Here is a 14,691-nt window from a genome sequence, read left to right as displayed (position 1 = left end):
CCAAGGTGCCTGAAATGATGGATGCGGCACTGTTCTCAGAAGTTGTTAATGAAACCTACTCTTATCTTGGCAGAGGGCCGTTTGCATACAAATCGGCTGCTGATATTCAAAAGTATCGCGACGGCTCTGATCCTATTCTGTTCCCTAACACCAATTGGCCGCAGGTTTCTTTAAATAAGAATACACCTCAGCAAAGAATAAATTTTCAGGCCAGCGGAGGCTCGGAAAAAGTAAGGTATATGTTATCATTTGGCTACGCCAACCAGGGCAGCAATTACAGAAACCAGCCTTACAGTTACAAGCAATATAACTCAAGGATAAGGATTGATGCAGACTTATCTCAGTACTTAACCGTAGGCGCTAACGTAGCGGGCGTATTTAAAGAGCGTTCAGAAGCTGTAGGTACCGACTTTGTAACTATACTACAAGCCAATCCTACGTTGCCTGCTATATATCCAAACGGTTTGCTTGCCGGAGGACGGTTTGATAGTAGTCCGTTGCTTGCAGATCGCAGAGGCTATAACAAATGGAATGATGACCCTATAACTACCACTTTTACTGCAAGCTTTAAAGTTCCGCATGTTGATGGCCTTGTGTTAGACGCAACTTACAATTACGATTTTAGGAACCAGTTCCAAAAAACGTTTAATCAACCCTACTACTGGCACGTTTATAACACGCAAACAAAACAATATGATCGTATAAACTCTACCGACGTTATATCTCTTACAGACAGGTATGATAAATGGGTAACCACGCTTACTAACTTCAGGATATCCTACAAAACTATAATTGCCAAGGATCATAATATTTCTGCAATGGTAGGTACAGAGCAGCAGCGAACTTCAAACACGTTTGCATCGGCTTTCCGCAGAAACTTCCTTAGCCCGGCACTTCCCCAAATAAGTTTAGGGGGTACCAGACCTGAAGATTTGGGTAATAGCGGTAACGCTTCAGCGGGTGCATATAACAGTTTTTTTGGCCGGTTCAACTATAACTATCAATCAAAATACTTGTTAGAAGCCGCCTTCCGTACTGATGGCTCTACCATATTTCCTGTTAATAACAGATACGGATTCTTCCCAACCGTATCAGCAGGATGGAGAATATCGCAAGAGGATTTCATGAAAAGCGTGGAGTTTGTCAGAGATCTGAAATTGAGGGCATCGTATGGTGAGTTGGGTAATGACCAGGTTAATCCGTTTCAATTTCTACAAAACTTTGATTTTGGAAATAACTATGTTTTTGGCGGCGCTACTGTACCGGGTATTTACTCCAGTACGCTTCCTAACCCTAATATTACCTGGGAGGTGAGTAAAAAGCTGGACTTTGGCTTGAGTGCCAGTTTGTTCAACAGATTGCTTGACGTAGACTTTACAGTATTCAGCCAAAAAAGATCAAATATCCTCCGCAGGCCAAATCTTTCGGTTAGCGGGGTGTTTGGCTTCCCTAATATACCCGACCAAAATATAGGAAAAGTTAACACTAACGGCTTTGAACTGGACCTTACGCATCGTAACAAGGTTGGAGAACTTACTTATTCAATTAATGCAAACGTAGCTTACGCGAAAAGTAAAATTGTATTTATGGACGAGGTGCCACCGGCGCAACCTTATCAAAGAAATACAGGTATGCCGCTTGGTTCAGGCCTGTACTACAAATCTGACGGAATATTTAACACCCAGAAAGAGTTGGATGAGTATCCGCACGTAGTTGGAGCCAAGCCAGGCGATATTAAGGTACTTGACTTAAACAACGATGGTAAAATAGATGGGAATGACCGCTACATGACTAATCAATCGCCAACACCTTTGTATGTGTTCGGATTGAATACCAATTTTCAATACAAAGGGTTTGACTTAACCTTGTTTTTCCAGGGTCAGGCTAAAGCATTTACGTACGATGGAACTGTGGATGAGTTTGGTTTAGAGGATCTTGATAATGGAACTACTTATCGCGCCAATAACCGCTGGACCCCTACCAATCAGGAAGGCGCAACAATGCCTCGGGCAAATAATTTGTCTCCGGGCGGCGCTACAGACTTTTTCCTGTATGACGCGACATTTGTGAGACTAAAAAATGCTGAAATAGGCTATACGTTTAGCGGTAGCTTTACCAAGAAGCTGGGAATTACCGGTCTGCGGGCATTTGTCAATGGAACAAATTTGCTAACCTGGTCTAAAGAAATTTCATGGAGAGACCCCGAAATGCCCGGAAGTTTTACAAGCTATCCGCCATTGAAAATATTAAGTTTTGGTCTTAACCTACAATTTTAAAAAATATAACGATGAAAACAATTAAAATAATACTGCCTGTAGTGTTAGTTGTAATGTTGAGTATATCCTGTAAGAAGAATGTACTGGACATATCACCACAGGATAAACTTGCCGACGAAGCTGTTTGGAGTGATCCAAAACTCATAGAAGCATATCATAACGAGCTTTACAACTCCCAGGTACACGGTTTTAACGTGAGTATGGGCTATTCTAAGTATACCGATGAAACTTTTAACAGCCTTGCCTGCTGCGGGGGTGACCTGTTTAAACTCAATACCTACAATCCCGATAATATTGGTTCGTTAGGCGCCAACATTACACCTACAATTGATTTTTGGGCAAGTTCAAACGGTTTTCTCTACAACTGGAACATAGCTTATCAATATATGCGTAAGATCAATGTGTTCCTTGACAAAATGGCTACCACTACCGTTAATCTGCCCAACAAGGCCAGGATGGTGGCTGAAGCAAAGTTTTTGAGAGCATTTCTTTACTTTAATTTAATTGAAAGATTTGGCGGCGTTCCAATTGTAGACAAGGTATATCAACTTGGCGATCAGGCAAATTTTAAAAGAAACACTTTTGAGGAATGCGTTACGTTTATTGCTAAAGATATAATGGAAGCAATGCCTGACCTTCCTGCTAAATATGCCTCAACAGATGCCAATTACGGAAGAGCTACCGGCGATGCTTGCAAAGCGCTATTATCCCGTACCTATCTGTATGCTGCTTCTCCGTTATTTAGCCCCAGTAAAGATGTTCAAAAATGGCAAAAGGCCGCTGACGCTGCCGAGGCGTTGTTAAACAGTGGATATGATCTGTATCCGGATTACCAGAAGCTTTTTGAAATGAAACAGGGCGATGTTCAAAATGAGGTGATCTATTCGAGAGGATTTTCGGCTACCAACGGCCATAATGCGCCAATGGACCACTTAAATCGTCGTTTTCAGGCCAATGGCGGCTGGTGGGGCAGCAGTGGTCCTACTGCCAACCTCGTTGATTCTTACGATATGACGAATGGAGAACAACCCTATCTGCCTGATGGAACTATAAATCCGTTGTCAGGGTACAATCCGCAAAATCCATGGGCTAACCGTGACCCTCGCCTTGAGGCAAGTGTAATTCATGACGGTTCGGTATTTAATCCTGGTGCAACCCCTAACGCGCCTACGGCGTTTGAAATGTGGGTCTCTGAAGATGGTTCTACATTTGGTTATGATTCCTATAAAAAGACCGGCGATAACCCGCGTACAAACACAGTGTTAAAGAAGTTTATGCCGTCTACAGGCCCCATCAACGGATCAACTCCGCAGGTGCAGCAATGGCCGTTTTTCAGGATCGCAGAAATTTATCTGAACTATGCGGAAGCAAAATTTGAATTAGGAGACGAAGCTACAGCCAGAACGTATGTAAATAAAGTTAGGCACCGTGCAGGTGTTAACCTTCCGGACCTGCCTGCCACGCTAACCGGAGAAGCGTTAAGACAACGTATTTATAATGAGCGTAGAGTTGAATTGGTGTTTGAGATGCACCGTTTCTTTGACGTGAGGCGTTGGGGAATTGCCACAACCACCGAGAATGCCAAAATTTACGGGTTTGATATTATCAAAAACGTAACCACCGGAGTAAAAACGTATTCAAATAGTGTTGCTGGACAAAACCGGTACCTTCCAGGCCTACAAAAGTCTGCTGCCAATTGCAAGAGACGAGTTAAGGCGTAATCCTCAGATAACGCCAACTCCGGGATATTAATTAACTGTTATTATTTAAATTTAAACTTTATCATTAAAAAGGCCGCGTTAGCAATAACGCGGCCTTTGTTTTTAGTACAGATATACTTTATAACTCAAATATCTTATTCATCAATACCCACTTCTCTCCGGGCTTAGCCCAAGGCAGTGGCTGCTGAAACTTCCACATCAGTTGTTCCCACTCCTGTACTTTTGAGTTGGTGCCATCCATAGCGGCTTTAGCGTCCGGCGAGTAATCATCAGTTGTTTCCATGATCATAAACAGCCGGTTGCCGGTACGGTAAATTTCCATAGCGGTAATGTGCGCGTCAATAATGCTTTGTCGTACTTCGGGCCAGCCGTTCTCGGCGCGGTGCCAATACTCATATTCAGCAATAAGAGCTTCATCATCTTTCAGATCGAGCGCTAAACAGTAACGTTTCATTAATTTTTATTGGATATGATGATAACCTGTATACCGGGGGAGCAGGCTACCAAAGCTAACCATTTATTATTACTGTTTTAATATAATTGAAGCAATAATAAACAAACGAGCGTTGTAGGTTTATATCGAGCAAAGCATGCCAATGCTTACCATAATAAGGTATACAGCATTGTTACTCAAATAAAAAACCGACATTTACACCGGGCAGTAAGCTAAATTTATTTACGCTCATTATACATTAACTGATCTTATTAATCAGGCTGGCCAGCTTTAGGTTTGCCGGTCTCTATACGCATGAATGGAACTCATAACAAAAGCCCGTTACATTTCCGGTTGCCCGAGAATGTAATTGATGCTTTACGAAACGTTGCTTTAATTATACTGCCGCTGTTAATAGGCTACAGGCATGCTCCTGAGCTTACCAGTGGTATGGCAACAGGTGTGCTTATTGTTAGCCTGACAGATCTCCCCGGTAACAGGCAACGCAAAATAAAAACGGCTTGGCAATCTATACTGGTTGCAGCGGTGGTTTCAGTGTGTTTTAACTGCAGTCTGGTTAGTCCGGTGGCAACAGGTTTAGTTTTATTGATTTTTAGTTTCCTGTTAGCGCTATGGAACGGCTTCGGTGCAGCTGCTGGCGCTGTAGGTATGAGCGGCGTTGCCATGATGATATTTATGCTGGGCCTGCGCCCGGTACATCCCATACAATTTAGCGCCTATATGATAGTTGGTGCATTATTGTTTCATGCAGTTGTGTTATTGCAAAGTTACCTGCGTCCGTTTAGCTCATTGAGGCAGGAGTTACAGGGACTCCTTCAACTCACCGCCGACTTTTTAATGGCGCGTGCAGATTGCTATGACCCAGATGTGCCATTGGATGTGGCTTACCAGCGAACGATGAAACTGCATCTGATGGTTACCGCGAAGCAGGATGCAGTACGACAGCTTTTACTGACCGACCGAAAAGCAATGCAACAGGCCGGTGAAGATGTACAGCAGTTAATAGCTATAGCTACCATAACCATGCAACTTTATGAGCATTTTATTGCAACGCCGCTTGATCACGGGCAACTGCGTGAAGTTTTAAGCGGGTCGGAGACGTTAAAACACATTACCACGCTCATTCGCCGGCAGGCTAAAACCTTGCACAGCATGTCTGCACTTTTGCCATTCGGCAGATCAGTAAGGAGTAGCGATGAAGATCAGGCTACAGAGGGCAGTTTAAGGGAGCTGGCCATCCAGGGTACGGAAGAGGAGTCGCTCCTTATTAATGCCGTTTTGCAAAATGTGCACACTGTTAAACTGTTGTTAGCAACCATGTCAACGCCGCAAGCTACAAAAGCCAACTTACCAACAGATCAGCTTCAGCGGTTTTTGCCGGATAGTAAAACATTTAAGGAAACATTTATTGCACAGCTGCACTGGCGTTCGCCATTGTTGCGGTTCTCGCTTCGTTTAGCGTTGATGTTGTTTGTAGCTTACTGTGCTGTTTTTGCTTTTACAAAAGATCATTATAATTATTGGTTCCTATTAACTATTATGGTGGTGTCAAGGCCCAGGGTGGCTGTTACCTGGCAACGTAACCTGGAGCGTGTAAGTGGGACAGTTGCAGGTTTGGTTGTTGCTTATGTGCTGCTGGCCCTAATTGCTTCACCTGCAGCATTGCTTACTATCGTCTGCGTTTGCATGGCGGCTTTTTTTGCATTGAACAGATCACGTTATGATAAAAGCGTATTTGCTATAACTATTTGCGCGGTGCTTTTCGCCAGTGTTTATTCTGGTGGGAGCAGCGGTGTGCTTTATGCGCGGTTGCTATACACCCTTGCTGGTTGCGCTTTAGCCATGGCGGGTATCTTTTTGTTCCCGGTATGGGTGAAGGCCGAGCTTGATGCCTTTGCTAAAGGCGCAGTAATGGCTAACGCTAAATTGTTAAATGCTGTTGCAAACGGCGAGAGCGAGGTGAATATCCGCCTGGCCAGAAAGGAAGCTCATCAGCAAATTGCCGGATTATTTGAAGGTTTAAAACACTCGCAAATTGAGCCGGGTGTTCAAAATTTATCCGGACTTAAACAGATCTTACTGCTCAATTACCGTTTAAACTCCGTTATTCTCTCCTTCTTTTTGTTTGATGGAGCTGTAATTGACAAGCAGCTAATGTATAGCGCCAAAATGAATCTGCAACGGGCAATAAGCGCGTTTTCAGACCAAAACACTGCCGTTGCAGTTGAAAAGGATAACCAAACTGCCCAAACATTGCTGGAAAGCCTAACGCGGGAGTTGCTATTGGTAGTGCAAGCTTACAATTTTGAAAGGTATGGTAAAGTTGTTTAACTTCGTTCAATAACTGTTAATTAGCAGCATGGCGCACATCTTACTGGTTGAAGACGAAGAAAAAGTAGCATCGTTCATAACAAACGGGCTTGGTGAACATAACCACCAGGTAGATGTAATGAACGATGGTTTTGCCGGATTGAACGCTGCCATCAGTAACAAGTATGATCTGATCATCCTGGACATAATGCTGCCCATTATAAACGGTATCGAGCTCTGCAAGCAGATAAGGGAGCACAAGCTGCGTGTTCCGGTGTTGATGCTGAGTGCTTTGGGCTCGGTTGATGATAAGGTGAACGGCCTCAAAGCCGGCGCCGACGATTACCTTTTAAAACCCTTCCATTTCAGTGAATTACTGGCGCGTATAGATGCCCTGATGCGCAGGCAGCAAGTGGTACAGGCCGCTGATGAGCATGTGCTGGCATTTGAAGATCTGAAACTCAACATGTGGGACAAAACCGCCGAGCGTGCCGGTAAACAAATAGTGCTCACCGCGAAAGAATACGCGCTGCTGGACCTGTTTTTACGGAACCCCAACAAGCTGCTGAGCAGGGAGTTTATAACCGAGAAGGTGTGGGGGCTCAACTTTGATACCGGCACCAACATGGTTGATGTTTACGTTAACTACCTGCGCAACAAAGTACAAAAAGGCTTTGACCGCAAACTGATACACACCGTAATAGGTATGGGCTATATACTAAAGTAGCGGCCAATGAAAATTAAAACCCGTTTATCTATCTACTTCACGCTGATAAGCTGCGGAGCTTTGCTGTTGGTTTTGCTGGCGGTATATTTTTCGGTTTTTACCTATTTCAGGATAGACTTTAACCAACGCCTGGCCGACCGCGTTGAACTGGCCGCCAAGCTTTACCTCGAAGCAGACGAGGTTGGCCCCCAGGAGCTTGATTCCGTACAGCGCAAATACCTTGAACGTTTGCCTGATGAAGTTGTGAGGATCTACAACGAGCGTAACAAAGCCGCATTTGATGCCAGCAACGGTATTTACTGGACAGACGCCATTATTGAGCAAGTTAGAAAAAACGGTAGTATAGAGTACGAGGAAGGAGACAGGCAGGTAGTAGGCAAACATGTTGTAGACAATCAGGGCAATTTTGTTATTCTGGCATCGGCGGTTGATCGTAGCTTTCACCGGCGGCTAACTACCATTGCTTACCTCACGTTGATCGTATTTATATGCTTCAGCGGCGTGCTGTTTTTTGCAGGGCAATGGTTTGCCAAAAAGGCGCTTTCACCCATTAAAAGCATTATAGACCAGATGCATCAAATAGGCTCGCGCAACTTGCACAAGCGTATTGATGATGTAAAGAATAAAGATGAGATAGCCGAGCTGATAAGTAATTTCAATTACCTGTTGGAGCGGCTGGAAAACGCGTTTGAGTTACAGCAAAGTTTTGTGGCCAATGCTTCGCATGAATTGCGGACGCCGCTAACTTCCATTATGGGCGAGGCAGATGTAGCGTTGGAGAAAAAGCGCACCACAGAGGAGTATGAACAGATATTGCGTTCCATTTCGGCAGATGCCATGCGGCTGCGCGAGATCATTTCCAGTTTGATGGAACTTGCCCAGGTTGACTTTAACTACACCTTAACAGAGCTTGCGCCTGTAAGAGTAGATGAATTGATATGGGAACTGGATGATATTTGGGCCGCCCGCAAAGCACCGGGCATGCTGAAGATCAGCTTTACCGAGCTGCCCGAAGATGAGAATGAACTGGTTATACCGGCAAACAAGGCGCTGTTAGACATTGCTATTAACAATATAATAGATAATGCCTTCAAATACTCAGACGGGCAACCTGTACTGCTTAATTTCCGGGTTACGCACAATACCATATCCATTGCCATTACCGATGCCGGCCCCGGCATAAGTGAGGATGAAGCTAAAAACATCTTCAAGCCTTTTTACAGAGTAAAACGAACGCAAAGCGTGCAAGGCAGTGGCGTAGGGCTTTATATAGCCGGAAAAATAATTGCCCTTTTTAAGGGGACTATCAAGGTGGAGTCTGACGGATCTTCAGGCAGTTCGTTCATTATTTCCTTTCCAACATCCCAACTAAAATTTTAATTGTAATCTAATTTCGGTTTAATTCTGGTCTAATTCGGTCAATATAGCTTTGAACTGTTAATAGTTTAAAGGAAATGAGACGAATAATTAGAGTAATACAACTGGCTGTGTTTTGCCTTTTTGTGCTTACCGCCAACCGTACTCTTGCTCAAACAGATACTTTAAGGTTAAGCTTTAAAGATGCTGAAAAAAGGTTTTTAGAAAACAACTTTAGTCTGCTGGCCCAAAAGTACAATGTTGATGCAACAAAGGCGCTGGTTGAGCAAGCCCGCCTGTGGGACAATCCTGTTTTAAGCACTGACCAAAACATCACCGACAACACCCACAGGTATTTTAACCATAGTGGTAATAACGGGCAGATTTTTGTGCAGATGAGCCAGCTGATACAAACAGCCGGTAAACGCGGCAAGCAAATAAAAGTTGCGGAAGATGCCGGCAGGGTACAGGAAGCAGAATTTACCGACATGCTGCGCAACCTGCGGTACAATTTACAATTGGACTTAGCCCAGGCAGCCAATTTAGCCGGGCAAAACAAGATCTATCAGGCAGAGATAAACGCTGCTACTGAGTTAGTTAACGCGGTAGATAAATCTTACCAATCGGGTAATTCGTCATTAAAAGACCTGGTTAGGTTAAAAGCGTTGCTGTTCACGCTTCAAAACCAGCAAATTGATAACAGGAGGCAGTTGAATGATCTGCAAAAGGAATTAAAAACCTTGCTGGCGGTTGATCCGGCGGTGTTTATTCAACCACTTATTGCAGATGCGGGTCCCGCGCAAACGCTTAGCCCCGAGTTGCTTTATGAGCAAGCCATGGCATCACGCGGTGACCACTTAGCCAACAAATACACGCTTGATCAAAGTAATGATGAGCTCATTCTACAAAAAGCTTTAGCGAAACCCGATGTAACCGTGGGCGCCGCTTATGACCAAAACAGCAGCTACGCCCGCCACTATGTAGGCTTGCAGATCAGCTTACCTATACCATTGTTCAACCGCAATCAAGGCAACATCAAGTCTGCACAGTTTGCAGCTAAAAGTCAGGAAATGGTAGTTAAAAACAGCGAGTTACAATTAAAGGCTGATGTTTACGCGGCTGTGCAGCAATACAAGCTTAGCCAGCAATTGCTGAACAATACCGAAACCGACTTTTATGAGCGTTACGATAACATTTTTAACGCTATGCTGAAAAGCTTCCAGCAAAGGCAAATTGGTTTGCCCGAGTTTATAGACTTTTTTGATTCGTACAAAGAAACCAAGATCAAAATATTACAACTGCAGCTTGAACTGCAAAAATCAATTGCCGACTTAAATTATGCTGTTGGCACTAACGTGGTGACTATCCCCTAAATATCTGTATAAACAATGAAAAAAGGTATTTTATTTATGATGACAATAGCCACGCTTGGCATTGTATCATGCGAAGAAAAGAAAACCGGTACAATGGAAACCAAACAGGTTTGCGTGAGCGATTCATTAGCAAAAATGATCAGCATTGATACCGCGCGCACATCGCCTATAACAAACGAATTAAAGCTGACCGGAGAGGTGTCTTTCGATGAAAGCAAAGTAGTAAAGGTATTCCCTTTTGCCAGCGGGCAGGTAATGGGCGTTAAGGTTTCCCTGGGCGATAAGGTAAGCAGGGGACAGGTACTGGCTACCATCCGCAGTGCTGATGTGGCAGGTAACTATGCAGACCTGACCTCATCAAAAGCTGACCTGGCCATAAGCAAACGCCAGCTGCAGCAAGCGGAGTATTTATACAAGAACGGCATATCAAGCGAAAGAGATTATACCGAAGCCAAAGAAAATTACAACAAGGCCATTGCCGAAAACAGAAAGGTGGAAGACCAGATAGCTATTAACGGCGGAGGTAATACCAATGCCGCCGGTATGCTGGTGGTTAAGGCCCCACGCGATGGTTATATTGTTGAAATGAACATATCTGCCGGTAACTTCATCAGGCAGGATAATAGCAGCGCTTTGTTTGTGATATCAGACATGAAAGATGTTTGGATCAAAGCCAACGTTTATGAAACTGATATTGCCAAAGTAAAAAACGGCTACACTGCCTATGTAAATACCCTGGCTTATCCAGACAAAACCTTTAAGGGTAAGGTTGACAATGTGAGCTCAGTGCTTGACCCGGATACAAAAGTTATGACTGTAAGGATAGCATTGCCAAATACCGAAATGTTGCTTAAGCCGGAAATGTTTGCCAATGTGCGCATTGTAAATGAGGATGCTACTACTGCAACCTCCATACCCAGCCGGTCGGTAATTTTTGATAATGGTAAAAACTACGTTATCGCTTATAAAAGCGCCTGCGACCTCCAGGTACGTGAAGTAAGTATCTTAAAAACAGTTGAAGATACTACCTACTTGTTCTCGGGCCTTAAAGCCGGCGAAAAGGTTGTTGCCAAAAATCAGCTGTTGCTATACAATGCACTTACCCAAAATTAATAGCCGGTTGTTACAGGCTATCCGGAGCAAAAAGTAGCGTTCGTACTAAAATATACATACAATGAACAAGCTCATTAAAAATATAATATACTTCTCACTGCGCCACAGGGCTATGGTTTTTTTTATGACCATTGTTTTGGCCGTAGGCGGTGTTTGGAGTTACATGAATACCCCTATTGAAACCTTCCCCGATGTTACCAACACCCAGATCATTATTATAGCGCAATGGCCCGGCCACAGCGCGGAAGAAATGGAGAAGCTGGTAACCATCCCCATGGAAACCGTGCTTAACTCGGTACAGAAAAAAGCTAATCTGCGTACCACATCATCATTCGGCTTATCTTACGTCAGGATAATTTTTGATGACGATGTTGACGATTCTTTCGCCAGGCAGCAGGTAATGAGCAGGCTAACCAACGCCGATCTGCCCGATGGTGTAAAACCCGAGATTGAGCCGCCATATGGTCCAACAGGAGAGATCTACCGTTATACACTAACATCAAAAACACAATCTATCAGAGACCTTACCGCTGTGCAAGATTGGATACTTGACCGCCAGTTTAAAGCCATACCCGGTGTAGCCGACGTGAATAGCTTTGGTGGCGAAGAGAAAAGCTATGAGGTGAGCGTCAATCCATCGCTGTTGCAAAAGTATGGCCTTACATCGCTTGATGTTTACAATGCCATAAACCGCAGTAACGTTAACGTTGGTGGTGATATTATTGAAAAGAACAACCAGGCATTTGTGGTGCGCGGTATAGGCCTCATTAATAACATCAGCGAGATTGAGAACATTATTGTTAAGAGCGTCAACAACGTACCTATCCTTACCCGTAACCTGGCTACTATACGCGAAAGCGGCCTGCCGCGCCTTGGCCAGGTTGGGCGCGATAAGCACAATGATGTTATTGAAGGCATTATAGTAATGCGTAAGGGCGAAAACCCCGCTGTGGTATTAGAGCGCATACGCGATAAGGTGAAGGATCTTAACGAGAATGTGCTGCCTAAAGATGTTAAAATAAACACCTTTTATGACCGTACCACTTTGATGGATTTTTGTACCGAAACTGTTATCCATAACCTGTTAGAGGGCATTGTATTGGTAACTGTTATTGTACTACTTTTTATGGCCGACTGGCGCACAACGCTAACCGTTGCCATGATTATACCGCTGGCACTGTTGTTCGCCTTTATATGTATGCGTATTAAGGGGATGAATGCCAACCTGCTTTCAATGGGAGCTGTGGATTTTGGTATTATTATAGATGGTGCGGTGGTAATGGTGGAGGGGTTATTTGTTGCGCTGGATCACAGGGCCAAACAACTTGGCATGGAAAAATTTAACAAGTCTGCTAAACTAAGCCTGTTCAAAAACGTGGGCAGTGAAATGGGTAAGGCTATCTTCTTTTCCAAATTGATCATCATCACCTGTTTGGTGCCCATCTTCGCTTTCCAAAAGGTAGAGGGTAAAATGTTCTCGCCGCTGGCTTACACATTAGGCTTTGCTTTGCTGGGTGCGTTGTTGTTCACACTTACCTTGGTGCCAGCTTTATCAAGCATATTGCTGAATAAAAACGTTAAGGAAAAACATAACCCGGTAGTATCGTTTTTTGAGAATGGCATACGCAAATTATTTACTTATGTGTATGCACATCAAAAACTTAGCTTAATGGTTGCCACCGGTTTTATGGTGCTCACTTTTGCATCAGCCAAACTGTTGGGCACTGAGTTTTTACCGCAACTAAATGAGGGTGCGCTTTGGGTAACCGCTCAGTTGCCTATGAGTACATCGTTGGAGAACTCAGTAGAAATAACCGACAAAATGCGCCAGATCCTTTCTACTTTCCCGGAGGTTAAGCAAACGCTGTCGCAGGTTGGCCGTACCAACGATGGTACCGACCCTAAAGGCTTCTTTAACGTGCAGATACAGGTTGACCTGTTACCAAAAAAACAATGGAAACGCCACATCAGCCAGGAAGAGTTAATTGCCCAGATGGATAAAAAACTAAGCGTTTTCCCGGGCATTGTATTTAACTATTCGCAGCCCATTATTGATAACGTGGCCGAGGCTGTTGCCGGCGTGCCGGCAAGTATGGCGGTAAAAATATTTGGCCCCGATTTTAACCAACTGGATAAAAAAGCCGATGAGGTGGTGCGCGTATTAAAACACATTAAAGGTGTTGATGACTTAGGTGTACTGCGTAACCTGGGCCAGCCGGAATTCAGGATAGAATTGGATCAGCAAAAAATGGCACGCTATGGCGTGGCTACTGCCGATGCTAACGCGGTAATTGAAATGGCTATAGGAGGAAAGGCAGCATCGCAACTGTATGAAGGTGAACGCAAGTTTGATATCCGTATCCGTTACGATAAACCTTTCAGAGACAGGCAGGATAAAATTGAAAACCTGATGGTGCCAACACTTAACGGCTCAAAAATAGCGCTTAAGGAGATCTCCAACATCAGGGAAATCACAGGTCCGGCGTTTATTTTCAGGGATAATAACTCCCGCTACATAGCTGTTAAATTTTCTGTTCGTGGCCGGGATCTGGGCAGCACCATTGCCGAGGCGCAGGAAAAAGTACATGCGGCTGTAAAATTGGAGCACGGCTACAGCTTTACATGGAACGGAGAGTTTGAGAACCAGATAAGGGCATCAAAAACCTTGTCGCAAGTGGTGCCTGTTTGTTTGATCGTTATTTTCCTGATACTGTTTACCATGTTCGGTAATGCCAAAGATGCTATACTGGTTATTATGAACGTGCCCTTCGCGCTCATTGGCGGTATACTGGCCCTGCACATTACAGGCATTAACTTCAGTATATCGGCAGGTATAGGTTTTATAGCTTTATTCGGGGTTTGTATACAAAATGGGGTAATACTGATATCTGTGTTCAATAAAAACCTGCATGAGGGTATGCCTTTAGATCAGGCTATTCTGAACGGTGTGATATCACGGGTTAGGCCGGTAGTTATGACTGCCTTAATGGCTGCTATAGGCCTGCTGCCCGCCGCTATTTCAACAGGAATAGGCAGTGAAACGCAAAAGCCATTGGCTATAGTAGTAATAGGTGGTTTAATGACCGCTACCATACTAACGCTGTTAATGTTGCCGGTTATTTACTCCAGCGTTTACCGCTTTGTGCATAACCGCAAAAACAGAAAATTATTAACTACAATTGGAAAAGTTAGCTAAGGTTGATTAAAGTAGTTGGTAAATTAAGTTACGCAAAAGGCGAATTGAATAACTCAATTCGCCTTTTGCGTATACAAGTGGTAAAAGTATTAATTGGCGTTGGGGCTTAGTGTATTCAAACCTGTCCCATCTGGTGGACCAAAATGGCAAAATTTGAAATGATTA

At 44.0% G+C, this 14,691-nt stretch carries 9 protein-coding genes; 8 read left to right on the top strand and 1 reads right to left on the bottom strand.

Annotated features, from left to right (window positions below; all coding sequences use genetic code 11):
- Window positions 1–14 precede the first annotated feature (14 nt).
- Complete coding sequence (locus tag CLV57_RS00305) at window positions 15–2,276, top strand: SusC/RagA family TonB-linked outer membrane protein (protein ID WP_211290006.1); 2,262 nt, start codon at window positions 15–17, stop codon at window positions 2,274–2,276.
- Window positions 2,277–2,287: 11 nt separating this feature from the next.
- Window positions 2,288–3,997 carry a RagB/SusD family nutrient uptake outer membrane protein gene (locus tag CLV57_RS00300; protein ID WP_211290005.1) on the top strand — a complete coding sequence of 570 codons (1,710 nt, stop codon included), beginning with the start codon at window positions 2,288–2,290 and terminating at the stop codon, window positions 3,995–3,997.
- Between the two features lie 118 nt (window positions 3,998–4,115).
- Here CLV57_RS00300 and CLV57_RS00295 read toward each other — a convergent pair whose 3' ends face one another.
- On the bottom strand, window positions 4,116–4,451 hold the full coding sequence (locus CLV57_RS00295; protein ID WP_100339381.1) for an L-rhamnose mutarotase: 336 nt from the start codon (window positions 4,449–4,451) through the stop codon (window positions 4,116–4,118).
- A gap of 294 nt (window positions 4,452–4,745) precedes the next feature.
- Between CLV57_RS00295 and CLV57_RS00290 the strand changes: the two genes are divergently transcribed.
- From CLV57_RS00290 to CLV57_RS00265, 6 genes are all read left to right on the top strand, one after another.
- Window positions 4,746–6,782 (top strand): FUSC family protein, encoded by a 2,037-nt coding sequence (locus CLV57_RS00290; RefSeq protein WP_100339380.1) that lies wholly within the window; start codon window positions 4,746–4,748, stop codon window positions 6,780–6,782.
- 28 nt (window positions 6,783–6,810) lie between these two features.
- Entirely contained in the window at window positions 6,811–7,488 is a 678-nt protein-coding gene (locus tag CLV57_RS00285) for a response regulator transcription factor (protein ID WP_100339379.1), read from the top strand.
- A 6-nt stretch (window positions 7,489–7,494) separates the two neighbouring features.
- Complete coding sequence (locus CLV57_RS00280) at window positions 7,495–8,868, top strand: sensor histidine kinase (protein ID WP_100339378.1); 1,374 nt, start codon at window positions 7,495–7,497, stop codon at window positions 8,866–8,868.
- 74 nt (window positions 8,869–8,942) lie between these two features.
- Window positions 8,943–10,217: a TolC family protein gene (locus tag CLV57_RS00275; protein WP_100339377.1), complete on the top strand. Its 1,275-nt coding sequence runs from the start codon at window positions 8,943–8,945 to the stop codon at window positions 10,215–10,217.
- A gap of 15 nt (window positions 10,218–10,232) precedes the next feature.
- Window positions 10,233–11,330, top strand: coding sequence for an efflux RND transporter periplasmic adaptor subunit (locus CLV57_RS00270; protein WP_100339376.1), 1,098 nt, complete (start codon window positions 10,233–10,235; stop codon window positions 11,328–11,330).
- 61 nt (window positions 11,331–11,391) lie between these two features.
- Complete coding sequence (locus CLV57_RS00265) at window positions 11,392–14,526, top strand: efflux RND transporter permease subunit (protein WP_100339375.1); 3,135 nt, start codon at window positions 11,392–11,394, stop codon at window positions 14,524–14,526.
- Window positions 14,527–14,691 lie beyond the last annotated feature (165 nt).

The sequence above is a fragment of the Mucilaginibacter auburnensis genome (genome assembly GCF_002797815.1).
Classification (GTDB): Bacteria; Bacteroidota; Bacteroidia; order Sphingobacteriales; family Sphingobacteriaceae; genus Mucilaginibacter; species Mucilaginibacter auburnensis.
This window is presented reverse-complemented; position numbering and strand designations above follow the sequence as displayed.